This is a genomic window from Nostoc sp. (genome assembly GCF_036917675.1).
GTDB lineage: Bacteria > Cyanobacteriota > Cyanobacteriia > Cyanobacteriales > Nostocaceae > Nostoc.
This window is the reverse complement of sequence record NZ_JBALCT010000025.1, coordinates 1-24,049: the sequence shown is the minus strand read 5'-3', so window position 1 is coordinate 24,049 and position 24,049 is coordinate 1. Positions and strand designations below refer to the sequence as shown.

The following is a 24,049-nucleotide window of genomic DNA, read 5'->3' as shown; positions in this document are numbered from 1 at the left end:
TTGATCATAAACGGCCACGGCACTCTTCGGTTTAACGAAATATAGTCTATATCTGATTTCTTGCGTAAATTACCCATAAACAGTGATAATAATTCATACAACCAGAATTGACAAGCTACCAATTCAGTATTGCTAAGTACCGTCGATTGGACGGAAGTTTTGCACACTTGGGGGGATGTATTCTCTGGAACACAGTCATTATGATCACCGTCTCTGATGATTAAACCTGAAATCCATTAGAGTAATTGATTTAAAATCTCAAATATTATCATAAAGCTTAAAAGAGCATTATTATAATATTTCTAATGGTGTGAGTTAAGTTGTGGATTTAATTAGCGATGCCTACTTGTTTATCTAGTGTTTCCGATCGCGACTCCCAGACCAACTGGGTTAGTAAGTTAACCAAGTCTTATTATCAAGACGACCAGCAAGCTAAATTCATGCATTTACAAGCAGAGGTAGACTCCCTGTTGCAGCAGTTGGAAAACCTGAAGCACCAACGTCTAGCCAACGCTAACCAAAAAGAATAAATCAGTTTTGTCGATAGCGATGTCTACGACGGGCTATTCGGCGTCGCTTTTCCCCTCTCTAATCTAAATTTTAGTCAGGGGCTAAATTTTGCTAAGGGGACTGCTATTCAAAGCGCTGATTTTTCTCTGACCAGCGCCTCAAACTGTAGTTATGAGCATTTTCTACCAGTAAAGCTAAAGATTGCACCCCTGAAAGTTTGGCGATCGCAGAGAGTCTTTGTAGGTAATTTCCTGTAAAATCAGTGTAAATTACTTTATTACTATCAGACAAAATTATCGTCCGTTCACGGCGTTGCTCTGTGTTTTCCGCCGAAATCCCAGGTGTAGACTGATTCAATGATGCTATTTCTGCTACTGAGATAGTCAGTATTATTTCTGGTTTAGTGTTATTTGTTAAATCAATCACTTGAACTGGCCAATCACCCAACTTTACCTGCATCTGCTCAAAGCTTGGAATAGCACCAGCCGGAACTTCACCAGATTGCTGTAAAGATTGCCACAGACTCGATAAAATTGCCTTGACCCCTTGGGGATTTTGTTGATACTCTTCTTGTAGAGTGATTGGAGATGGTTGCACCCATTCCAGCGCTGCATTTGTCAAGGCTAAAGGTTTGGGTTGGAGAACATCGTTTAGATTCCCTGGAGTTTTTGGACCAGCAACTAATAGGCGCAAAACTTTACCCCGTAGTTGCACCGCTTTGATAGCGGCTAGAGTAATTTGTTGTTCTCCATTTGGCAACCAGACCACAATTTGGATTTCCGGGTCAGAAGTGATTCCCAAAGTTTTCCAGAAAAATTTGGCGGTGTCAGTTTTGGGTAGGTTGAAATTCTCAAAGGGGGAATTTAGCCAGCGTTTCCCATCATTAAAAGCACTCACCTCTACCTGATACCAAACTTGGTTATCTGTCAGTTTCAAATCTGCTGGGGAATTTGGTTGCAGCCATTCAGTGTTGATGACTTGAGTAATTGCTTGCACTGTACCAACAATTTGGCTAGGGTGAGTAGAGGATATTTGCGATGTACCCTCACCATTGAGTCTTGCTAATAGACCTTGAATATAGGCAAGATGATCTTTTGTAATTTCTGGTTGAGCCTTTAACCAGGAATTAGCATTTGCTTCTCCTCGCTGAACTGCTAAAATCAAAGCGAACCAAGCTTGCACATCTAGTCTATTTGGGTTCACCCGCAACGCGGCGGCTGTGCGATTCCACAACCGTTTTTCATCAGCTTTGAGTAGAGTAGCAATTTCTTGGACATTATGTGGCGACGCTTCAAACACCTGTAAAGCTTTCCCCCAGCGACCATCAATCAAATCTGCCAGCACTTCTTGACTAGGACTTGCCCAAATTTTCTGGGCTTGGGTTTTAGTAAGTTGGGAATGCAAGCGAATCAAATCCATTTGCGCTTGCGCCGCCTCTGGCAAAACTCCTTTGCGCTGTTTCTTGAGGAATTTCAACCATTCAAAGGCTGGTGTCCACAGTCCACTACGGGCAATTAACAGGGCGTTTTGGTATGCAGAATCCTTGAGGGCTAGTGAGTTGAGGGTAATCGCCTCCAATTGAATTGGTTTGAGGAATAACTTCAGAGGCTTGACTTGGTAAACCTGTAAGTGCGGTTCTAAACCGATAGTTTGATCAACAACTAACTCTTTTGTACCATCACCAGTTACCTGCTGCCATTTGGGCAATTGTCCATTAGGACTAGTCCAAGACAACATTTGTAATAAATTCGTGCGTTCTGGATTGTAGTATACGACATAACCGTAAGCGATCGCACCAGTTCCTAGTTGGCGTTGACCCCGCAAATTAAACCAAACTCCTGGTAATGGAGTCCCGCCTTCAAAGCGTTGCACCTCAGTTAAAGGTAGGGGAATGCTGATATCCTGGGGTTCTGATATCCCATCAAGCAAGGGAGAAATCACAAAGGATTCATCTGGCCCTGTTACAGGTAATTGAGTCGCTAGATAGTAATAATTTTCTGACTGAGATTTAAACTCTAACTCTTCTGAGCGTTCGTAAACCCTCAGTTCCACAAGTTCTTCACAATTAGATTGACAATTAGCACGCTGTTGAAAAACTGGTAGTAAAAATGAGTTTTCCGCATTTTGATATAAAGGTAGAGTTTCCCCAAATATTTGGTTTTTTTTACTCAAATCGAGTTGAATTTCTTTGAGAGTTTGGGGGCGTTCGTGCTTACCAAGGGGAATTTGTGCCCATACAGGTAAAATTTTATTTAGCCAGCTTACCTGATCTGGATTAAAGATGAAGAGAACACTAATCCAGGCAAAAGCCATAATTAGACTAGCACTAGTCAAGAGAATTGCGTAGCTTGCCGCCGTAGGCATCGCTAGCATTGATGACAACCAACTTCCCCGTTTTAGCATTTTCTGGGGTTTTTTAGCAACGCGTTTCATCACACCAGCATGAGGTTTATTTAGTTTAGAGCCTTTTGGCCTCAGCTTGCGTGGGCGATTTGCCATATTAGTTTCCAATCAATCCAGTGGGGTATTGGGCATTGGGCATTGGGCAAAACAGTTGCTCTTTTCCAAGTTCCGAGTAAAGAAGTGAGATTCCCCACTCAGCACTCAAAACTCAGCACTGATGAGGGACATGGGGCAATTCAATTTTGGATTTTGGATTTTAAATTTTGGATTAAATTTCAATCTAAAATCCAAAATCTAAAATCTAAAATTCTTGCTCCCTCTGACTCTTAAGAGTCCCCAGTACCTAATATCCTGTTATACTCGCCCTTTCAGAAGTTGCCCAGAAGCATTAAGTCTAATTTTGGACAAAATCCGTAAATATCCCCATGTGAACCCTAACTGATCGCGAATACACTCTACTCACTTAAGTATGTGAGCAGAGTGTAAAAAGTTGAAAGGTAGACTTATTAGCCGCAGTCATCGCCAAACCTGGATGTTCGCATGGTTACTAATTGCCGGAGTAAATGGAGTTGCACAAAAAGCACTGGCACAAGAGTACACAGATATAGGAACTACTGAGGAGTCAGGAGTTAAGAGTGATAATATTATTCCCTCATCTCGCCTTTCCCCAGAAAATCCGATGGCGCAAGTTACATCGGTTTCTCAACTCAAGGATGTACAACCTAACGATTGGGCATTCCAAGCATTACAGTCTTTGGTAGAACGCTATGGTTGTATAGCCGGATATCCAAATAGCAACTATCGCGGTAATCGCGCCTTAACTCGGTATGAATTTGCTGCGGGTGTGAATGCTTGTTTAGATAGAGTCAACGAATTAATCACTACAGCCACCAGCGATTTAGTCACCCGCGAAGATTTAACAAGATTACAAAAATTGCAGTCAGAATTTGCCCCGGAATTAGCAACTTTGCGGGGTCGTGTCGATAGTTTAGAAGCCAAAACCACCGAAATCAAAGCCAACGAATTCTCAAGAACAACCAAACTCAATGGATTACTGATAGTTGGCATTCAAGGACGGACTAACAATCGTGGTGATGTTAATCCTAGAGATGGACAAAAAGATACAAATGATGCAGGGAAAAACATTAATGTTATATCCCTAGCGCAACTATATTTAACTAGTCAAATCACCCCTCGTAGTTACTTGTTTACAGGTCTTTTAGATGGTAAAGGAAGAACTACGCCGAGATTTACCAATAGTGTGTCCCGAAATGATGTTCTTCTTGGCTACGAATTTCCTACAGATAACTTGATTGTAAGTGACCTCAATTTTCATTGGCTGGTGACAGATAAATTAGCAATAATGGTGGGAACAGAAGGCGTAGGTATGTCATCTGCTTTCCGAGGCCCTAATCGGGTAGAAAGTGCTGCAACCGGCCCGTTGTCTTATTTTGCCCAAAGAAACCCAATTTTAAATATGGGATATGGTCACGGCGGTATAGCTATTGATTGGCAATTTGCTAAACGCGCTAGTTTGCAGGCAATTTATACTAGTTATCAACCAGGAAATCCCGGTAAAGATAGCGGTTTATTTGATGGAACCACCACTACAGGCGTGCAATTGCTGCTAACACCAACTGATACTCTAGATTTAAGTTTGTATTACGTTAACAATTACTCCTCAAATGGTTGTTTAATAACCTTTGTTGGTGATGAATGCTTAACTACAGTTAATACCACTACTGGAAAATCAGCACCTTTGCAAACCAACGCCGTGGGTGCGACTCTAACTTGGCAAATTTCTCCGCGCATTAGCGCCGGTGCATGGGGTGGTTATACTAAATCTTACATTCCTGGACAATCTGGAAATGTAGAGACGACGAATTATATGGTGTTTCTAAATTTCCCTGATTTATTTGCTAAAGGAAATTTGGCGGGCATTTATATCGGTCAACCTCCTAAAATCACCCATAGCGACCTACCTGTAGGGAATAATGTCCCTGATTTTATTAATACCGGCTTAGGACGTGCAGGTGGACAACCAGGGACAACCACTCAAATCGAGGCATTTTATCGTTTCCAGCTAACAGATAACATTAGCATTACACCGGGAATAATTCATATCTTGGAGCCTGGGAACACACCAGATAGTGACTCAGTTACCATCGGCATTCTGCGGAGTACTTTTACTTTTTAATTCTGCTTGCAGATAAATATTATAGAACTTAAATAATTACCAATAAAAAAGACGGGGGTTAGCCCGTCCTCTGTATAAAAAGTAAAAACATCTTGGTAATTTATGCAATATATCAAAAGACTCTCATAACAATCTGCCAAATTGCCAAATGCTTACCAATCAAATAGTAAATAATTTTGGCACTTGCCAATTCCCAGCAAATACTGATTCTAATGGAATTTTTCTGGGTAATACTAGAGAAAAAATTACTGGCAACGAAGTTCATTATGAACCTAAGTATACTTGATGATAAATTCCAGATAGCCTAAAAAAACCTCACCCTGGTTCTGCTACGCAAAACCTGTCCCTCTCCTTACTAAGGAGATGGATTAAAGTCAGGACAGGGTGAGGTTATTGTTTTGGATAATTCGATGACTTGTGTGTACACCGGAGCCTAAAGTCACGGGGAGAACGTCAACAGAAATGGGGAGCATGTCAACTTTGCTAGAACAGATGAACTATTGAATAGTGACAGAATCAATCAAAATAGAGGAAGAAATCAATCCTTACTCAACAATCAAACCAGCCAATCAGAAAAAACTCCAGAAACATCTCCAAGCCGTAGCAAAAATTCTGTATCAAGAAGCAGAGAATAAAGAACTAGAGAGTCTAGCCGGGATTGTCTATTGGTTATTCCAAACCAGAGGATGTGAGGCTTGCTATCCCTGCACGTTTGACTTGAACTTGGGAAACATATTTTTCGTGAAAATTTGCTTTGGGTTTGTTGAGCCAAGGACGGCATATCCATAACAAAACAACGAGTAGAACATAGAAAATTAGTCCTGTCGCGCAGATGATGAATACTCCTGGTAGCCTATCTTTTATCGTTTCAGACTTTAAGTTCTTCCACCAATCTTCATCCATTCCCTTATCCCAGTATCTAACAGTAGGCTAGTTCTAAAAATGTTGCTCCATTAAGTTTAGCCTCATTTAACGGATGTAACTTGGAGTAGGCGAGTGACCCGTTCCCTGATTTCATCGCGCACACGAGCAAAAATTTCCGGTTGCTCTGCTGGATCATCTAACTGCCAGTCTTCAAATACTTCCCGTGTCACCCACTCCGGTGGCAAATTCACGCCACAGCCACACAGAGAAATCACTACATCAAAGTCTTGGGCTTGGAAATCACTTAGGGGTTTGGAGTGTTGATCAGTAATGTCGATACCTGCATCTTTCATGGTAGCGATCGCTTCTGGTTTGACAAGACTTGCTTCTAATCCAGAGCTAATCACTTCAATCTTTCCTTTACCAAGAGTTTTGGCAAAACCTTCCGCCATTTGGGAACGGGCAGAATTCTTTTTACAGACAAACATTACACGTTTCATGGTTCAACTTCTCCGAATAATTTGCGCCATTGCTAAAAAAATCCACAAGGTTAGGAAGCGGTCAATAAAAGAGAGGCGTTTTGAAGTCTTTTTGTTCATTACGGAGTTCATATAGCTGACATTATTCAAAGTTTGATAATGAACAAGTTGGTTGGTTTGGATCAGGGCTATTTCGTTTTAGACATAAACCGCCCATAACTAAAGTTCACAGGCTTTTAGCTAAAGTCCGTTTTAACGGACTGTAACCCTTTCTAGTCGTCTTCAAAGGACTTTTGTTATTAGACTCAGAATGAATTCTGAGGCGGGCTAGATGAGAATGAAATAGCTCTGGCTTTGGATGATTGTCCATGTCTAAAACTTTCCTTCTTTCCGTAATAATTCCCCAATTGTCAGGTTCATCTCTGCTTTTCCTTCAAATACGGTTCCCACTTTTCCTTGATACAAGTGAACGTAATTGAGGTGTTTGCTGTCGTCTGGTAAAGGTATATAGCCCACAGCACTAGCTGTTATTGGTGCTTTGTCAATGTAAAATTCGACAAATTTGTTTACTAATGCTTTGTTTTGGTTATCCCGAAAATTAACATAGATAAACAAAGGTCGAGCCAGGGGCTGATACTGAACTTTCTCTACAGTTTGACGTGATGGTAATACTGCACCTTTGCCACTATCAATTGCCAGCGCTTTTAATTTATTTTGGGATTTTTCGTAATAGGCGTAGCCAAAGTAACCCAAAGCATTTGGATCTTTGGTGATGCCATCCACCAATACATCATCATCTTCACTCGCTGTATAGTCATTACGGCTGGCTCTAGTTTTACCTACAGTCGCTTCTGTAAAGTAGTCAAAAGTACCAGACTTTTTCCCAGCACCATACAAATTAAGTGGGCGATCTGGCCAAGATGCACGTACTTGGTTCCAGCGAGTAATTTTCTTTTGGGCTTCCGGTTCCCAAATCTTTTTCAACTCTGCTACTGTGATGTCTTTTGCCCAATTGTTTTGCAGATTCACGGCGACGGTAAGCGCATCAAAAGCAATGGGAAACTCCATATATACCACACCATTTTTCTTGCAAGTTTCCATCTCCGCCTTCAAAATCGGTCGGGAAGCCTCGCTAATATCGGTTTCTCCAGCACAGAATTTTTCAAACCCACCAGTAGTACCGGAAATGTTAACTGCAACCTGTACCTGATTCTTTGGGTCAGCTTGATAGTCTTTCGCGATCGCTTGTGTAATGGGATAGACCGTGCTGGAACCATCAATTTCGATTATTGTTGTTCCAGCCTTACCAGAATCTCTTACCTTAGCTTCATTCTGTAACTGCTGAGTTTGAGCAGATGTGTTAGATGCTACTGTGCAACTGGTCGTTAAAGCTAATATTCCCAGTGCGTAGGCGTAGCCCAACCCAGGCATCGCCAATTCCTTTGCTGTTGTCTTCATAGACACCATCCTTGTGAATTATATTAAGAGTATATCTAAGTAAGTCAGCGTTAAAAAATTAACCTATATGACGAAATGTAAAATCAGCAAACAGCTTATAAATCGCTGATCACACAGGTTTTATAAAACTAAATATACATGGGTTTTATCGTGCCGATCTACTTCTACCATATCAAAAAAAATTGATTTTTAAATGACTACAGAGCTAGAAGTAAACAAAACATTACAAAAAGATTTGATGGATTTTTAAGTCTCGCGGCTAGGACGAATAGGTAATATTGGGCTAAAGCGGCGGAATTCTGCTAGATACTGCTCTAGGGCAACAAACTGCGGCAGATTGAGACTGTAGTAAATCCAGCGTCCTTCTTGACGAGGGCGAACTAAACCAGCTTCTTTCAGGGTTTTGAGGTGAAAAGACAGTTTAGACTGAGTGGTTCCCAAGTGGTCGCACAGGTCACACACGCATAGTTCTTGAGAGCGCAGTAGTTCTAATACTTGAATCCGTAGGGGGTCAGACAGAGCATGAAAGCCAGCAGCGATCGCATTAGGAGTGAGGGTGCTATTAGAAGCCATCAACTTTTTTTGAAGTATTTCTTTATGGTAAAGTCTAAATCATCGCAAAGCAATGGGCATCATTACACCGTGAATGATGCCTACTTATTGGTCGTTACTCCATCTGTGTAGATGTTGCTTTTAAGTCTGCGGTCGATTTTAATCGGGTAATAATAGCTTTACGAATGCGATCGCTTTTTTGATCGCCGCGATTCATCGCGTCTTATGCCTGTGCGTTTTGTGCGTTTTGTACGTTTTGTAAATTTATCCAAATCCAGGAAATGCGTAGGCGTAGCCCGTCGCAGACATCGCCCCTGGTAAAACAGATATTTTGAAGTAGAACGCATTCCTAAAAGAACAAAGATAAGAAAGAAATGCTTAACTCAACTGTATTAGTTTTTGGTTTATAGTCGGTTCTTAGTTGGAATCACAATCATTGAAAAATAGGGTACTTTATCTGGATCAACTTCATCCAGGGGTACGATACGTTGCTGTGACGTTGATGCCCGCTCAATATATCTTGCTCGTGATGCTAGCCCTAATTTATGCAGGATATCTCGTACTTTGGTAAAGTGACGACCCAGCTTCATAATTGCGGCGGCGTCGGTAATCAGCAGATGTGTAGTCAGTTCTTCTGCTGGTAATGGGGCGGGTAAGACGGTAAGAATATCGGTGTAGTAGGTGAAAGGTACACCCAAGGCTACCGGACAAGCCATCAGTGAGGAAACTCCGGGGACAACTTCTGTTTCGTATTGGTCAGATAACCGCGTGAACAGGTACATGAATGAGCCATAGAAAAACGGATCACCCTCACATAGCACCACGACATCTCGACCCGCAGCTAAATGGTCAGCAATTGGTTCAATTTCCTTGTCATAAATAGACTTTGCCTTTTCTGGCTCCAAAGCGCGGGGGAGGTGAAATAGCACTTCGATTTGATTACCAGGAAGATACTGCGCCACGATCGCTCTAGCAATACTTGCCTTATCTGTGGCTGATTGATAGGCTACCACGGGAGCCGCACGCAATAACCGCAGCGCTTTGAGAGTCAATAGTTCCGGGTCGCCTGGGCCGACACCAATTCCATAAAGACGACCTTTGGTTTTCATCATCATTCTTCCTCTCTTGCCAGGGCGTTAACTGCTGCTGCCGCGATCGCACTTCCACCGCGCCGACCATGTAATGTCAAAAATGGTACATTTCTGCTGTCTGCTGCCAGTGCTGCTTTAGATTCTGCTGCACCCACAAACCCCACTGGAAAGCCTAAGATTATAGCAGGTTTGTGAGCTAATTCATCGAGCATTTCTAATAGCCGAAACAGTGCTGTAGGCGCATTGCCAATTGCAATCACTGCTCCTTCAAGGTGCGATCGCCATAATTCTAAAGCTGCTGCCGACCTTGTAGTATTTAGACGCTGGGCAATTTCTGGCACTTCTGGCTCATTGAGAGTGCAGATAACTTGATTGTTTGCAGACAACCGCCGTCTGGTAACACCTTCAGCAACCATCCGGCAATCGCACAAAATTGGCGCTCCCTGTGCCAGTGCTGCCCTGGCAGATTGTACTGCTGTTGGTGAATATCCCAAGTCAGTGACAATATCCGTCATCCCACAGGCATGAATAAGACGCACAGCAACTTTTGCTACATCTGGTGGTAGCGCATCTAGGTTCGCTTCTGACCGAATGATTGCAAAGGAATTACGGTAAATTTCGTTGGCATCTCGGATGTAGTCGGGCATTCAATTTGGGATTTTAGATTTTGGATTGAATTGTGATTAAATAATTGATGTAATTGGGCGATCGCATATCGATTAGCAAATTCCCCAAAGGACTCATTAGAATTTAGGCGTTGAATTTTATATACATATAGCATCCGCTTTATTAATGCAGGTAGTTCGGTAAAAGTCACATATTGATATATTTCACGTCCGAATTTCTGCTTGCTATCACCAACATAAACGTGATATCCTTCAACAGTTCCATTGTCAGCCTGAATGCTGACACCGAGGAGAGTAATATCGCTCTTGCTATGCTGGGCGCAGGATTTTTCGCAGCCGCTAAAGTGGATGTTAACTGGACAATCCAGAGTCAGGCGAGTTTCAAGATACTCTGCCAATGCCAACGCATGATCCTTGGTATCTGTGGCAGATGCGGCGCAACCCTTTTTGCCAGAACAGGCAACTAATGCACTCTTAATGTTGGTTGCAGAGGTATTTAATCCTAAGAAAGCAATTTCACTTTGGACATCATCAACCCATTGCTGAGGAATATCTGTCAGGAGTAAATTTTGCCACGGGGTTAACCTTAGAGTGCCGCTACCGTATTTTGCTGCTATATCTGCTAAACCCCGCATCTGCTTACTTTCCAATCGCCCAAGGGGCAAGACAACACCAAGGTAAAATAAGCCTTGCTGACGTTGGGGATGGATGCCAATATGCTGATACTTCCCCTCTCCTTGCAGTGAGAATTCCTCCCCCTTCCCTGCCTTCGGCACGCTTGGCGAACGCAGGGAAGGGGGTTGGGGGGTTAGGTCTTTTCTTGTTTCACTGGATAAAAGAGGGAAAAGTAGATGTTGCTTAACTTCCTGGAGATAATTTTCACAACCGAAAGTATTTAATAACTCTAAGAGACGTAGCCGACCCTTATTTGTAGTATTACTATGAGCTAGATAGACATCCGCCAAAGCTGCCAAGACGGGCAAACATTCATCTGGTGGTAACAAAATTCCCATATCGCTAGGCGGTTGACCCTTTGCGCCTACACTGAGATGGAGACGAAAGTAAACATTACCGTTAACTAAGACAGCAGCAAAGGTGATATCATTCAAGCGATCGCACACCCGAATTATTCCACCACCATCAAAGCAAACGCTAAATTTTGCCGACAGTCCCGAAAGCGCCGGATGTGCAGCGATATAATCATCCCAACCTTGGACAAAAGGGCGAGTGTCGATTAATTCCTGGGGGTCGATACCAGCAGTTGGGCTGGTCATAATATTGCGGATGTGGTCTACAACAGGATTGCCAGAACCCAATTTCATATCCTGTAAATGCTTGAGAATCTCAGCATTTATCCCCGTGCGGATTTCGCGGACTTGGAGGTTAGCTCGATTAGTCACATCCACATAGCCGCCACCGTGCTGTTCTGCTATATCTGCGATCGCACGGCACTGCTGACTACTAATAATCCCACCTGGTATTCTAATGCGAGATAATATCCCATCTGCGGCGGGTGTAGCATAAAACAGGCCAGGACAAGTGGCAAATCCAGAAAGCAAATTTGAAACTCCTTCCCCGTGCAACGCAGGGAGTAGATAGTGTGTGTGTCCTGAGAGTTGGCATTCTGACTTGGGTGATCCCATCACAGCTGCGGCACAGTCCCGGAATTTCACCGGAGTTTCCCAACTCGAAGTGTTAGTAATTTAGCACGATAAGGCAGTCAGAAAATTTAATGCTTCATATTTTGAAAATTCTTCCCTCCTCCATTCCTCGTCCATGTAATCATATCAAGTTCGGCTAATTAAGTAAGTGGGTCAAATTAAATATAAAACCTCACCCTGCCTCCGGCTTCCCTCTCCGAACTCAGGGAGAGGGATTGAGGGTGAGGTTTGATCTTATATTTAATTACGCCTACCTACTTAGTTATGATTCCCACAGTCATTACACCCCAAGCCCTCTGACAGGTGTAGGTTTATTACAATTAGGAGGAGTTAGGGTAATGGTTTGGGTTTGCGAGGCTTTGAGAAAGCCACATGCTGGTGGGGAAGTTGTTCGACATTGGGGGGAGGTGACTGATTTTGACGATCTCCACCAAAATCCCCTCCGTTTTTTCTATCTGGAGAGGATTTTATTATGAATAGTGACCCAATACGCCAATGCAAAGCGCTAACGGAGAGTAACTAGCAACTTGGGTTAATTCGGGAAATATCAAAGGGGGTAAAAACAAGAGCGATCGCTTTTCATCAGTCTTAGGGTTAAGTAGCACCATAGTGATTTTATCTAAGTTCGTGGGCAAACGGGCGAAGAGGCGATGTCTAACGACAAGCCGCTCCGCGTCTACGCGATCTCTACGCTAGTGTTTTAATTCACCTGGAGGTGATGAAAAAATGATCCTGCCTCAAAATATTGTGTGTACATTAGCCACTAATATTAGCTATGCTGTAAACAGAGACTCAGCTAAAGGTGGGAGTTAGCCATGTCAGAAACATCATCTGCAAAAGATTGCCGTATCGATTTACGAGTTACGCAAGAGCAAAAAGAACTATTAGAACGTGCTGCGAGTCTTAAAGGAATTTCTTTGAGTGCTTATACACTTTTTCATGTTTTGCCAGTCGCCAAGCAAGATATAGATGCGAATGAAAGGCTGGTGCTGTCTAATCTTGATAGAGATTTGTTTATGTCAGTAATGGAAAACCCCCCAGAACTGAAGGGAAAACTCAAATCTACTATTCACAAATATAGACAGAAGTATGACAAGTGATAGCGAGGTAAGATGGAATTTTGTACCAATTGATAAAAAGCATCAAAGAAATTCTTTTGATTGCGGTTATGCAATTTTGAATGATTATCTCAATAAATATGCGCGGCAAAATCATAATAGGGGAATTGCTAAAACATTTGTAGCAATTCCGGTATCAGGAAGCTTAAAGATTCATGGCTATTATACTGTCAGTGCCAGCATTATTGAGTATGAATCCTTACCAAAATCTGATCATCGTGGAATGCCTGCCTATCCAATTCCAGCAATGTTGATTGGGAGATTAGCTGTAGATAACTCGATTAAAGGACAAGGTTTGGGAGGTGAATTGTTAGCTGATGCTTTATATCGTGCTGTTCGTGCTTCTCAAGAAATTGGTATGTACGCTGTGAGAGTTGATGCTATCGATTTGCAAGCAAAGGAATTTTATCTTAAGTATGAGTTTATTCCTTTTCAAGACAATGAACTCTCACTATTTCTGCCGATAACAACGATAGTTAGAGAGTTTGGTTAACAGAACTATATAAATCTTAAAGGTTACTGTGAAAAGAGCGTAGACGCTTCTTCGGTTTGTCGTCAGACATCTCTTTTCATCAGGCATGGGGAGTTAAGCAGCACCATAGTGATTTTTAATTTTATCAAAGTTAATAAAAGATAATGAACTATTATGATCAAAGGATAGGATGAGTCATTACTGGGCTTCTAAAAGCCTAGCAATCTCTAACTTCCAGAAATTTATTTTGTTAGTTTGACTAGGAGATTGCCCTATTAATGATTTCCACGTATGGTTTGCAGCTCCGCTGGGGTGAGGAAATTCAATATGCTTAATTCCTAGTTCTAGATTTCCGATAATACGTCCAGAAACTTTTCCCCAAGTAATAATCACATTTGGTTGAACAACTTCCAATTCCGGCTTCAATATTTTTAAGAATCTCTCTTGGTCTTTCAGACTTAGTTTAAGTGCCTGATACTTACGGTTTACATCACAAACCCAAACTTTGAAAATATCTGTTAAATAAACTCTATATCCTAATTCACAGATAACTTTTATAAATTCAAAGTAAAGCTTGGTTCTGAAATACTCTTCTCGGCATCCTTTTAAATGCAACCCATATGGAGTTCCTACTAATATTTCTTGATTACTTTCATTTCGCTTAGGGTCTTGACCAACTACTGCAACAGTAACTTTATCTAGAGTGCCATTGTCTTGTTCTAAAAGGCTTGGTAAGTCAACTCCAATAGCCGGAGACTGACAATAGAGTTTCTGAAAAAACTCATCCTGTGACTCAAAGAAGCTCCGGCTGATTGTGTGCGTGGTATAACCAGGACTATTAAATGTACCACGCAAGTAATTGTAAAGTGAATGCAGTTCTTGAGGGTTTGTGTCAAATATTGAACAAACAACGTGACTTAAGGCTTGAAACTCATTTGTTTTGAACTCTGAAAACAAGTATCTATTCATTTTGGAACTGGTTTTTAGTTTGATAGTAATGGGTGCTTTGCACAAGTTAGGCGATCAGGACTTACGCACCAGTAACGGAAAAATGAACCGCAAAGAACGCGAAGTACACGAAGGAATAAGAGTTTGAGAGAGTTTTTGCGTAAGTCCTGGCGATAATCGCTCAATTAAATTAAGCGATCGCTTCCTCAGCTTAATAGACAATAATCAGTATGGCGATTTAGATTGAGGGTAGATGCCCAACAAAATTAGATAGTTAAAAGCAATTTTGTTGAAGACCGGGTTTGTCTATCGTCCTGCAAAAGGTAGTCATACCTTCTGAACTCACCCATTGATACCTGATCAACCAGTTACCATTGCTGGAAAAGATGGAGACGATGCACCCCGATACTTGGAAAAGCAAGTCAATCGTGTTTTGAAGCAACTAGGAAGAAGAATGAGCGATCGCTACAATATGATAATTCAATGGTCAGACGAAGATAATTGCTACTTGGTACACTTACCATAATTTCCTTGGCAACAATTCCACACTCATGGTAAGACTTATGAAGAAGCCGCTAAACATGGACAGAAAGTAATTGATTCTCTGATTGAATGGTATAAAGAGCAACGAAAAGCTTTGCCAGAGCCAATTATTTTTAGCCAATCGCAACCTTGAGCAAACTGTTGGTCTAAATTCTTAACTTTCCACAATTGGGCTGTTTTCTCAGGACTGACGGTAACAATCCGCTTTTTTGGTCAGGTTAGCCAGTAAATTAGATATAGGGCGTAAAAAATAAACTGAATCAAAGCGATGTCTAACGACAAGCCGCAAGGCGTGTACGCTTCTTATTTTGCATCTATCGTCGGTGAAGAAAATGCTGTTTGTTTTTGGGAAAATATCGAAGTAGGTCAGCAAAAACGTATCCAACAGGCTATAACTTCTGGAAATCCTCCCAGTTGTATCGTCTATCCCCGCAGCCAAGAACAGCTAGCTGCTGTCATCGCCACAGCTCACACAAACAACTGGCGCGTCCTCCCCTGTGGTAGTGGCAGTAAACTCAGCTGGGGCGGTTTAGCTAAGGGCGTTGATGTCGTAGTCAGCACAGAACGCATCAACCAACTGATTGAACACGCTGTTGGGGATTTCACTGTCACAGTAGAAGCTGGGATGAAATTCTCTGATCTCCAAGCACTTTTAGCAAAGTCGCGGCAATTTCTTGCCATTGACCCCACAGCCCCAGAGTCGGCAACAATTGGCGGTATTGTCGCCACAGGTGATACAGGTTCTCTGCGGCAACGTTATGGTAGTGTGCGCGACCAATTACTAGGTATTACCTTTCTGCGTGCTGATGGACAAGTCGCCAAAGCTGGGGGAAGAGTAGTCAAAAATGTTGCCGGATATGACTTGATGAAGTTGTTTACTGGGTCTTATGGCACATTAGGAGTTATTAGTCAACTAACTTTTCGCCTATATCCGCTATCAGAGGCATCAGGGACGGTGGTACTGACTGGTAGTGCAGAGGCTGTATCCCAAGCGGCTAATATCCTTCGGGGTTCGGCGTTAACACCAGTTCAGGCTGATTTGCTATCCGCTAAACTGGTGTCCAGCTTAGGTTTGGGTCAAGGACTGGGATTAATTGCCCGCTTTCAAAGTATTAGCGAGAGTGTTAAGGAACAGTCAAATCGAGTTTTGGAAGTAGGACAAAAGTTAGGTTTAGATGGGGCAATTTTTGCAGATGGTGATGAAACTAATCTATGGCAGAGATTACAAAAACGAATACATACTACTGCCACAGAATCTGTAATTACCTGCAAAATAGGAGTGTTACCTACTGCTGCCGTGGAGATTTTGACTCAGGTAGAGTTGGGTTTAATTCATATAAGTAGTGGTTTAGGTTTGTTACAATTAGAGGATAAAAATCAGGTTTTGAAACTGCGCGATGAGTTACGCTCTGCCGGAGGCGATGCCTACGGCGGGCTGCGCCTACGCACTGAAGCTCATAGAGGTTTTTTAACAATTCTGTCAGCACCAGTAACGGTTAAAGAAGAAGTAGATGTCTGGGGCTACACGGGGAATGCTTTGCCGTTGATGCGCCGCATTAAGGAACAGTTTGATAGTAAGAATATTTTAAGTCCTGGTAGATTTGTGGGTGGTATTTAGTTTGAAGAAAATGAACCGTCAAGGACGAGGCAGTGCGCCCTTGCGGTTTCTCGACTTCAAGCAACTGCCGTGCCAAGGATGCAAAGGAAGAGGGGAGAAGAATTAATTATGCAAGTTTCAGAAAATTCTGTTAATAATACGGCTAGTTTAAAGAATTTGAAAGGGTTTGATGAGAATCATCCACCTGATCCGAAGTTGATTGATAGTTGTGTACATTGTGGATTTTGTCTCTCAACTTGTCCTAGTTATCGGGTGCTTGGGAAGGAGATGGATTCTCCTAGAGGACGTATCTATTTAATGGATGCGATTAATCAGGGTGAAATTCCTCTCAATACGGCAACTGTAGAACATTTTGATTCTTGTTTGGGATGTCTTGCTTGTGTGAGTACTTGTCCTTCTGGTGTGCAGTATGACAAGTTGATTTCTGCAACTCGTCACCAAGTTGAACGAAATTATCCCCGCAGTTTACCAGACCAATTTTTTCGTCAATTGATATTTTCTCTGTTTCCTTATCCTAAACTTTTACGGATTTTATTAGTTCCGTTATTGGTTTATCAAAAGTTGGGGTTTGCCAAATTATTCCGCGCTACGGGTTTACTCAATAAAATATCGCCCCGTTTGGCAGCAATGGAATCAATTCTGCCAGAAATTACTCTCAAATCTTTTCAAGATAATTTCCCTACTGTTATTCCCGCCCAAGGTGAGAAGCGCTACCGAGTCGGGGTAATTTTGGGTTGCGTCCAACGGCTGTTTTTCTCCTCAGTGAATGAAGCAACGGTGCGGGTTTTAACAGCGAATGGTTGTGAAGTTGTGATTCCGAAATCTCAAGGTTGTTGTGCGGCGCTTCCCGAACATCAAGGACAAGCAGAACAGGCGAAAGCTTTAGCAAGGCAGATGATTGATAGTTTTGCTAATACTGATGTAGATTTTGTGATTATCAATGCTGCTGGTTGTGGTCATACTTTGAAGGAATACGGTCATATTTTAGAAGATGACCCAGAATATCGGGAAAAAGCGAAGGATTTTGCGGCTAAAGTTAAAGATGCTCAAGAGTTTTTGGCAACTGTTGGGTTAACAGCAAAACTTTCGCCACTGACTGATAAACCCTTGAATTTAGTTTATCAAGATGCTTGTCATTTATTGCATGGACAAAAGATTAGCGTGCAACCGCGTCAGGTGTTGCGACAAATTCCCGGCGTGAAGTTGAGAGAACCAATAGATGCAGCTTTGTGTTGTGGCAGTGCTGGGGTTTATAATATGCTGCAACCGGAAGTTTCTGAAGAATTGGGTCAGCAAAAAGTGCAGAATTTGTTGAATACTGGGGCTGAGTTAATTGCTTCTGCTAATCCGGGGTGTACTTTGCAAATTACGAAACATTTGCAGTTGCAAGGTAAGAAAATTTCAGTTATTCACCCGATGGAGTTATTAGATTATTCGATTCGGGGTGAAAAGTTGGAATTATAGACATTTCTTGTGGGGTGGGCGACACGAGCGCCCGTAACGAAGGGCGGACAAGATGTCCACCCCATAAGAAATGTTAGATATTTTTTTAATTGGAAGTCCTTAATCAGCTGCTTTGAAGAAGTTTTTTCCGAAATAGCGGCTTTGTCGTCTGTATAATCACTGAAATGGGCAAGAGTGTCAAGGCTAATTTCGGGTGATTTGTAATGAAACTAGATTTAGTCAGGTTTTTTCAAGCTTGCAACCCCAGCAAGACTCTGGTTGTCAGCAAACCGGAAGATAGACAGTATTATATTGATTTCTCCAAAGTGCGTGGTGCCAAGATTATTGAAGAACTTGGGCGAACTATCACCCACCTTTCACCAGAAGAATCTACCTGTCAATTATTTACCGGACATATCGGCTGTGGCAAATCCACTGAGTTACTGCGGCTAAAGGCAGAGTTAGAGCAGCAGGGATTTCATGTGGTTTATTTTGAGTCTAGCCAAAGCTTGGATATGGCTGATATTGATGTTACAGATATTTTACTGGCAGTAGCTCGTGAGGTAAGTCAAAGCCTGGAAGCAATAAAAATTAACATTAAGCCAGGATACTTTAAAAATCTGTTTACGGAAATTTCTGAGTTTTTGCAAACGCCGCTAGATATTGGGGTGGAGGCTCAGTTGTCTGTAGGTATTGCCAAGATTACTGCTAAAACTAAAGATAGTCCCAAACTTCGCGGTCAGTTGCGACAATATTTAGAACCGCGCACTAATGGCATTTTAGAATCAATTAACAAAGAATTGCTCAAGCCCGCTAGAGAAATACTCAAGCAGCAAGGTAAAAAAGGACTGGTGGTAATTGTCGATAATCTCGACCGAGTGGATAATTCTTTGAAGCCTTCGGGTTATTACCAGCCAGAATATCTCTTTGTTGAGCGCGGTGAACAGTTAAATCAACTAAATTGTCATGTTGTTTATACTATTCCTCTAGTATTGATTTTTTCCAACGCTTTAGGAAGGTTAACAAATCGCTTTGGCGTAGACCCCAAGGTTTTACCGATGGTTCCTGTGCAACTAGAAGATGGTTCGCAATTCTCACAAGGAATCACGCTGCTGCAACAGATGGTTATGACGAGGGCTTTTCCTGGTGTTAGTTGGGAACAAAACCGGAATTTAATTACTGAGGTTTTTGATAGTCCTGATACTTTAGAGCGACTTTGCCGAGTTAGCGGCGGTCATTTGCGTAATTTACTAATGTTATTGTTTCGCTGTCTTCAGCAAGAAGACCCCCCTTTGTCGCGGGAGTGCGTAGACAGGGTAATTAAACAACGCCGCAATGAGCTAACTTTGGCAATTACGCCCGATGAATGGGAAGTACTGCGTGAGGTGGCGCAAGGCAAAAGCTTGAGAGGTAATGAAAAATACGAACTTTTGCTCCGCAGTATGTTTGTATTTGAATACCGAAATGAGGATGGTTCTTGGTTTGATGTTAATCCGATTTTGACTGAAGCTAAGGAATTTAGTCCATAGCCCGTAGGGTGTGTTATGCAGTAGGCTAACGCACCTTCAATTCTTGACGGTGCGGCGCTTGGCGACAACACATTACATTTAAATTTCTTAACATAGCTTGAAATATTAGCGCCGACTTAGTTATCAGGTATTTTGTGAAATAGTATAACGTTAACCATCTCAGTCGTGATGGGAGCGGTTGCAGTCGTGATGGGAGCGGTTACAGTCGTGATGGGAGCGGTGTCAGTGGTGACGGGAGCGGTGTCAGTGGTGACGGGAGTGGTTACAGTCGTGATGGGAGCGGTTACAGTCGTGACGGGAGCGGTTACAGTCGTGACGGGAGCGGTTACAGTTGTGACGGGAGCGGTGTCAGTCGTGATGGGAGCGGTGTTAGTCGTGACGGGAGTGGTGTAAGTTCTAATTTTCACAACTACAGCTTTTTATAACTATCAAAAATCATCCTCTTGCACCCTATTTGTATGATTACATTATGCAAATGACTAGTATATAGCGGTTCTCGGTTGAGTGAGAGACAAGAACCCCACCCCCAACCCCCTCCCCGCAAGCGAGGAGGGGGCTATGATGTAGTTTATGTGATTAGGAAACGGTATAAGGTAAATTATCTATTTTACGTGATGTGCAACTTATTTTTAGAACTCCGCTTCTATTTCTCTCTCCCTGTGGGGGAGAGGCTTTGATTCTTGCTTCTCAAGGCTAGTAGAGAAGCGAGCATCTCACTTTCGTAAAAAGCCTTGTAAAACCTCACCCCAACCCTCTCCTTAGTAAGGAGAGGGAGCAAGAATCTTGTTTCTCATCTGGTATATTTGCAAAACTGAGATGCTCCCAGTAGGGAAGGGGTTGGGAGTTAGGTTTAAGAAAAAGTTGCAATACGGCGTTATGTTATGAGTAATCAGCAAGAGCCAGAAAATTTAGCCCCTGACAATGAGCGCTCATTGCAAACTCTGGTGCGAGCAATTACCCTTTCTCAGGGTGAGTTTTCGCTGATTTTGTTGCGCTGTAACTATGCTGTTTTACGTCAGCGCATGGTACAACGTTTGCACCAACTATCTCCTCTACACATTAGCGAAATTACTTTACCTGCATCGGTCAAAACGCTTTACACAAATATACGCGAACAACTGGGAGATGAACAGGCACTTACATTGATGATTTTTGGTTTGGAGTCGGTTAAAGATGTTGACACAGTTCTGACTTCAGCTAACCAAGTACGGGAGGAGTTTAGAAAGAACTTCCCGTTTCCGATATTGTTATGGGTTAATGATTCAGTTCTGCAAAAATTTATTCGATTAGCAACTGATTTAGAGAATTGGGCAACTATCATTGAGTTTGAAAACCCTACGGATGAGTTAGTCAACTTCCTCCAGCAAAAAACTGATGAAATCTTTGCTGGTGAGGTAACGCCTAATGCCCAAATGTGCCGGGAACTAGAAACCGCCCGTCAGGATTTGCAAAATCGAGGAGAAGTATTAGAAGCAGTACTTCAAGCCAGTTTAGAGTTTGTGCTTGGCTTTAATGATTATCTCTATGACCAGATAGATTCTGCTTTAGCACATTATCTACAAAGTTTGGGGTTTTGGCGACAAAGTAATTATTTAGAACGACAAGGTATATTACTCGTTAATATTGCTTTAGCCTATGACCGCCAAGCCGAAAAAAATCAGACAGAAAATCAACGTTATTGGCAAGAGGCTAGAAATTCCCTTCAGCAAGCTATTGATATTTTTGAACAAGCACAACGTTTAGATTTAGTCGCAAAACATATTACTAAACTGGGTGAAGTGCTGCGACGTTTGCAAGCATGGGCAGAGTTGCAAGCCCTTGTGGAAAAATCTCTGCCGCTACATCAAAATTATGGCACGCCGTTGCAGTTGGCTAAAGATTATGGTTTTTTGGCAGAGGTAGCCTTACAACAGTCACGCTGGAGTGAAGCGCATCAACTCGCGGGGCAAGCATTGCAAATATTAACTGATATTCCTAATTTACAACCAGATGAATTTGGGTTGTATCGGTTTATTTTAGCTAAGTCGCAACAGGGTTTAGCTCAAATTCAAGCAGCAATTACTAATTTAGAAGCTGGCAAAAATGAAAGTAATCATCAATACAATCCGCATTTGTATATATCTATATTAGAGACATTACGCTTACTCTATTTTGGGCAAGGTGAATATCTCAAAGCTTTTTATATTAAGCAAGAGCAATTACAAATTGAACAACAGTATGGTTTTCGCGCTTTTGTTGGTGCATCTTATCTTAACCCACAGCGACAGGCAATTAATTCTGCACAGTTGCAAGTAGAAAATCCTGAAACAATTGCTCAAGAAATTGCTGCTTCTGGTCGGGGACAAGATGTAAAGCGGTTGCGAGAAAGAATTGGCGGGACTGAGCATAAATTGACTGTAATTCATGGTCAATCAGGAGTGGGTAAAAGTTCAATTTTACAGGGTGGATTAATCCCGGCGCTACAACAGGAAGCAATTGGTGAGCGAGATGCTTTACCGATTTTGTTGCGAGTGTATACAGATTGGGTGGGAATGTTGGGGCAGAGTTTAGCTAAAGCTTTTGAGGAAGTCAGAGGTAATCAATTATCTGTGAATCTTGATTCTTCAGCAGCTATTTTAGAACAATTGCGGAGAAATGCTGGCCGAAATTTGTTGACGGTTTTAATGTTTGACCAGTTTGAGGAGTTTTTCTTTGTTTATACCGACCAAAGTCAAAGACGAGCATTTTATGAGTTTTTGCGAGTCTGTCTAGATATTCCTTTTGTGAAGGTTATTTTATCTTTGCGGGAAGATTATTTACATTATTTATTAGAGTTAGAAAGATTATTTGATTTAGGTGTTATTAATAATAATATTCTTGATAAAAACATTCGCTATTATTTGGGTAACTTTTCACCAGCAGATGCTAAAGCTGTTGTGCAGAGTTTAACAGAACGTTCTCACTTTTATCTTGAGCCAGCATTGATTGATGAATTAGTGCGGGATTTAGCAGGTGAGTTGGGGGAAGTCCGCCCAATTGAGTTACAAATTGTGGGGACGCAACTGCAAACTGAGAAAATTACAACTTTACAAAAGTATCGTCAGTTTGGCACTAAAGAAAAACTGGTTGAGCAATTTTTAGAAGAAGTCATCCATGATTGTGGTGCTGAGAATGAACAAGTTGCTCGACTGGTTTTATATTTGCTCACAGATGAAAATGGTACTCGTCCCCTAAAGACTCGTGCTGAGTTAGTCGCAGATTTGCCAGCAGAAGCCGATAAACTAGATTTGATCTTAGAGATTTTTGTGCTATCTAGGTTAGTATTGCTGTTACCAGAATCTCCTGCTGACCGTTATCAATTGGTGCATGATTATCTTGTATCGTTTATTCGCCAACAGCAGGGAAGTGAGTTGTTAGCTGAACTAGCAAGAGAGCGAGAACAACGCTTGCAAGCAGAAGAAAAATTGAAGCGTGAACAAGAGGCAGGGCAGATATTAGCTGATGCAAAACGCAAAGCTGACCAGCAAATTCAAGAGGGACGCAAGCGGTTGACGGTAAGTTCTGGTTTAGCGGTGTGTCTATTATTATTGGCAGGTATATCATCTTTATATGCGTTGAATCAAATTAAAGTTGCTAAGGATGCTGGAAATCAAAAGCAACAGGCAGAAAATAAAATGACAACGGCTGAAGCAAATTACAATCAAGTAACTCAACGCTTGCAAGCTACGCAAAATAAAGAGGCAGAAATACAGAATAAAGCGCAAGAATTAGAAACTAAAAAGAAAGATGCAGAGGAAAAGTTTCAAGTAGCGCAGAAGAATCAGCAAGCCGCAGAAGGGAAATTTAAGGCAGCAGAAGCAGATTTAGGGGAAGTAAAACAGAAAGCCTCAGAATTACAAGGGAAAAACGCCCAAGCAGAGGAAAGAATTAAAACGGCAAGGGAAATAGTAAAAACTTCTGAGGTAAAATTACAACAAGCAGCGACAAAACAACAGCAAGCAGAATCTCAAGCTCAACAGGCCCAAACCACCCTCAACCAAGCGCGAGCAAAACTTGCACAAGCACAGAAAGCAACAGAAGGAGCGCAAGCAGCACAAAAAGAAGCACAAGAGGGAACAGAATTAGAACGGGCTGGAGTTAATGCTGCAAAACAGTTTGAGTATACGGAGTTAGAATCGCTGGTGTCAGCAGTGCAGAGTGGTAAAGAGTTAAAAAATCTGGTAAAAGATGGTCGTCCTCTAGAAAAATATCCAGCTATCAGCCCTATTTTTGCTTTGCATACTATTCTTGATAATATTAAAGAACGTAACCAGTTCCAAGGGCATCAAGGCCCAGTCTGGGGTGTGAGTTTCAGCCCGGACGGCAAAACCATCGCCACGGCATCAGATGACAAGACAGCGCGGTTGTGGAACCTGCAAGGGCAACTGCTCCATGAATTCAAAGGGCATCAAGGCATTGTCAATAGTGTGAGTTTCAGCCCGGACGGCAAAACCATCGCCACGGCATCAGATGACAAGACAGCGCGGTTGTGGAACCTGCAAGGGCAACTGCTCCATGA

Annotated in this window: 19 protein-coding genes, 1 pseudogene and 1 riboswitch; of the genes and pseudogenes, 11 read left to right on the top strand and 9 right to left on the bottom strand. The window is 42.1% G+C overall.

From position 1 onward, the window contains the following. Positions 1–338: 338 nt before the first annotated feature. Positions 339–530, top strand: coding sequence for a hypothetical protein (locus V7K31_RS09370; RefSeq protein WP_334943205.1), 192 nt, complete (start codon positions 339–341; stop codon positions 528–530). 103 nt (positions 531–633) lie between these two features. Here the strand turns inward: V7K31_RS09370 and V7K31_RS09365 are convergent, their stop codons facing one another. Further along, positions 634–3,009, bottom strand: a complete 2,376-nt coding sequence (locus V7K31_RS09365) for a hypothetical protein (protein ID WP_335093962.1) — start codon at positions 3,007–3,009, stop codon at positions 634–636. 436 nt (positions 3,010–3,445) lie between these two features. On the opposite strand from V7K31_RS09365, the gene V7K31_RS09360 reads away from it, so the two are divergent. Both V7K31_RS09360 and V7K31_RS09355 read left to right on the top strand, forming a co-directional pair. Further along, positions 3,446–5,110: an iron uptake porin gene (locus V7K31_RS09360; protein WP_335094016.1), complete on the top strand. Its 1,665-nt coding sequence runs from the start codon at positions 3,446–3,448 to the stop codon at positions 5,108–5,110. A gap of 507 nt (positions 5,111–5,617) precedes the next feature. Further along, positions 5,618–5,899, top strand: a complete 282-nt coding sequence (locus V7K31_RS09355) for a hypothetical protein (protein ID WP_335093961.1) — start codon at positions 5,618–5,620, stop codon at positions 5,897–5,899. Between the two features lie 176 nt (positions 5,900–6,075). Here V7K31_RS09355 and arsC read toward each other — a convergent pair whose 3' ends face one another. From arsC to V7K31_RS09320, 7 genes are all read right to left on the bottom strand, one after another. Further along, on the bottom strand, positions 6,076–6,474 hold the full coding sequence (gene arsC, locus V7K31_RS09350) for an arsenate reductase, glutathione/glutaredoxin type (RefSeq protein ID WP_335093960.1): 399 nt from the start codon (positions 6,472–6,474) through the stop codon (positions 6,076–6,078). 351 nt (positions 6,475–6,825) lie between these two features. Beyond that, positions 6,826–7,911, bottom strand: a complete 1,086-nt coding sequence (locus V7K31_RS09345; protein WP_335093958.1) for a PstS family phosphate ABC transporter substrate-binding protein — start codon at positions 7,909–7,911, stop codon at positions 6,826–6,828. 246 nt (positions 7,912–8,157) lie between these two features. Next, positions 8,158–8,484 carry an ArsR/SmtB family transcription factor gene (locus V7K31_RS09340; RefSeq protein WP_335093957.1) on the bottom strand — a complete coding sequence of 109 codons (327 nt, stop codon included), beginning with the start codon at positions 8,482–8,484 and terminating at the stop codon, positions 8,158–8,160. Positions 8,485–8,867: 383 nt separating this feature from the next. After that, a complete protein-coding gene (locus V7K31_RS09335; RefSeq protein WP_335094015.1) occupies positions 8,868–9,572 on the bottom strand; it encodes a precorrin-2 C(20)-methyltransferase in 705 nt (234 codons plus the stop codon). A 2-nt stretch (positions 9,573–9,574) separates the two neighbouring features. Beyond that, a complete protein-coding gene (locus V7K31_RS09330) occupies positions 9,575–10,201 on the bottom strand; it encodes a precorrin-8X methylmutase (protein WP_335093956.1) in 627 nt (208 codons plus the stop codon). Further along, complete coding sequence (gene cobG, locus V7K31_RS09325; protein WP_335093955.1) at positions 10,126–11,739, bottom strand: precorrin-3B synthase; 1,614 nt, start codon at positions 11,737–11,739, stop codon at positions 10,126–10,128. The genes V7K31_RS09330 and cobG overlap by 76 nt, the downstream gene beginning before the upstream one ends. Before the next feature lie 50 nt (positions 11,740–11,789). Then, positions 11,790–11,879: riboswitch (adenosylcobalamin-variant (AdoCbl-variant) riboswitch) on the bottom strand. A 432-nt stretch (positions 11,880–12,311) separates the two neighbouring features. Continuing rightward, complete coding sequence (locus V7K31_RS09320) at positions 12,312–12,449, bottom strand: hypothetical protein (RefSeq protein ID WP_335093954.1); 138 nt, start codon at positions 12,447–12,449, stop codon at positions 12,312–12,314. Between the two features lie 207 nt (positions 12,450–12,656). Between V7K31_RS09320 and V7K31_RS09315 the strand changes: the two genes are divergently transcribed. Together V7K31_RS09315 and V7K31_RS09310 are read left to right on the top strand one after the other, a co-directional pair. Next, the gene (locus V7K31_RS09315) at positions 12,657–12,941 is read left to right on the top strand and encodes a type II toxin-antitoxin system TacA family antitoxin (protein ID WP_335093952.1); all 285 of its coding nucleotides are present in this window, start codon (positions 12,657–12,659) and stop codon (positions 12,939–12,941) included. Beyond that, positions 12,931–13,452: a GNAT family N-acetyltransferase gene (locus tag V7K31_RS09310; protein WP_335093951.1), complete on the top strand. Its 522-nt coding sequence runs from the start codon at positions 12,931–12,933 to the stop codon at positions 13,450–13,452. Before V7K31_RS09315 ends, V7K31_RS09310 begins: the two co-directional genes overlap by 11 nt. A gap of 177 nt (positions 13,453–13,629) precedes the next feature. Here the strand turns inward: V7K31_RS09310 and V7K31_RS09305 are convergent, their stop codons facing one another. After that, positions 13,630–14,400, bottom strand: a complete 771-nt coding sequence (locus V7K31_RS09305; protein ID WP_335093950.1) for a uracil-DNA glycosylase family protein — start codon at positions 14,398–14,400, stop codon at positions 13,630–13,632. 433 nt (positions 14,401–14,833) lie between these two features. Here V7K31_RS09305 and V7K31_RS09295 point away from each other — a divergent pair. The 6 genes and pseudogenes from V7K31_RS09295 to V7K31_RS09270 form a co-directional block, all read left to right on the top strand. Next, positions 14,834–15,055 (top strand): annotated as a pseudogene (locus tag V7K31_RS09295) (type II toxin-antitoxin system HicB family antitoxin). Positions 15,056–15,190: 135 nt separating this feature from the next. After that, complete coding sequence (locus V7K31_RS09290) at positions 15,191–16,540, top strand: FAD-binding oxidoreductase (RefSeq protein WP_335093948.1); 1,350 nt, start codon at positions 15,191–15,193, stop codon at positions 16,538–16,540. Between the two features lie 108 nt (positions 16,541–16,648). Next, positions 16,649–18,004: a (Fe-S)-binding protein gene (locus tag V7K31_RS09285; RefSeq protein WP_335093947.1), complete on the top strand. Its 1,356-nt coding sequence runs from the start codon at positions 16,649–16,651 to the stop codon at positions 18,002–18,004. 203 nt (positions 18,005–18,207) lie between these two features. After that, on the top strand, positions 18,208–19,512 hold the full coding sequence (locus tag V7K31_RS09280) for a P-loop NTPase fold protein (protein WP_335093946.1): 1,305 nt from the start codon (positions 18,208–18,210) through the stop codon (positions 19,510–19,512). A 249-nt stretch (positions 19,513–19,761) separates the two neighbouring features. Continuing rightward, on the top strand, positions 19,762–19,905 hold the full coding sequence (locus V7K31_RS09275) for a hypothetical protein (protein WP_335093945.1): 144 nt from the start codon (positions 19,762–19,764) through the stop codon (positions 19,903–19,905). Between the two features lie 488 nt (positions 19,906–20,393). Continuing rightward, positions 20,394–24,049: nSTAND1 domain-containing NTPase (locus V7K31_RS09270; protein WP_335093943.1), on the top strand; the 3,656-nt coding region annotated here is incomplete at its 3' end.

Bases quoted from the DNA above. Each gene is read 5' to 3' on its own strand.
- V7K31_RS09370 (WP_334943205.1), top strand. From the start codon at position 339: ATGCCTACTTGTTTATCTAGTGTTTCCGATCGCGACTCCCAGACCAAC.
- V7K31_RS09365 (WP_335093962.1), bottom strand. From the start codon at position 3,009: ATGGCAAATCGCCCACGCAAGCTGAGGCCAAAAGGCTCTAAACTAAAT.
- V7K31_RS09360 (WP_335094016.1), top strand. From the start codon at position 3,446: ATGTTCGCATGGTTACTAATTGCCGGAGTAAATGGAGTTGCACAAAAA.
- arsC (WP_335093960.1), bottom strand. From the start codon at position 6,474: ATGAAACGTGTAATGTTTGTCTGTAAAAAGAATTCTGCCCGTTCCCAA.
- V7K31_RS09345 (WP_335093958.1), bottom strand. From the start codon at position 7,911: ATGAAGACAACAGCAAAGGAATTGGCGATGCCTGGGTTGGGCTACGCC.
- V7K31_RS09340 (WP_335093957.1), bottom strand. From the start codon at position 8,484: ATGGCTTCTAATAGCACCCTCACTCCTAATGCGATCGCTGCTGGCTTT.
- V7K31_RS09335 (WP_335094015.1), bottom strand. From the start codon at position 9,572: ATGAAAACCAAAGGTCGTCTTTATGGAATTGGTGTCGGCCCAGGCGAC.
- V7K31_RS09330 (WP_335093956.1), bottom strand. From the start codon at position 10,201: ATGCCCGACTACATCCGAGATGCCAACGAAATTTACCGTAATTCCTTT.
- V7K31_RS09320 (WP_335093954.1), bottom strand. From the start codon at position 12,449: ATGGTGCTACTTAACCCTAAGACTGATGAAAAGCGATCGCTCTTGTTT.
- V7K31_RS09315 (WP_335093952.1), top strand. From the start codon at position 12,657: ATGTCAGAAACATCATCTGCAAAAGATTGCCGTATCGATTTACGAGTT.
- V7K31_RS09310 (WP_335093951.1), top strand. From the start codon at position 12,931: ATGACAAGTGATAGCGAGGTAAGATGGAATTTTGTACCAATTGATAAA.
- V7K31_RS09305 (WP_335093950.1), bottom strand. From the start codon at position 14,400: ATGAATAGATACTTGTTTTCAGAGTTCAAAACAAATGAGTTTCAAGCC.
- V7K31_RS09290 (WP_335093948.1), top strand. From the start codon at position 15,191: ATGTCTAACGACAAGCCGCAAGGCGTGTACGCTTCTTATTTTGCATCT.
- V7K31_RS09285 (WP_335093947.1), top strand. From the start codon at position 16,649: ATGCAAGTTTCAGAAAATTCTGTTAATAATACGGCTAGTTTAAAGAAT.
- V7K31_RS09280 (WP_335093946.1), top strand. From the start codon at position 18,208: ATGAAACTAGATTTAGTCAGGTTTTTTCAAGCTTGCAACCCCAGCAAG.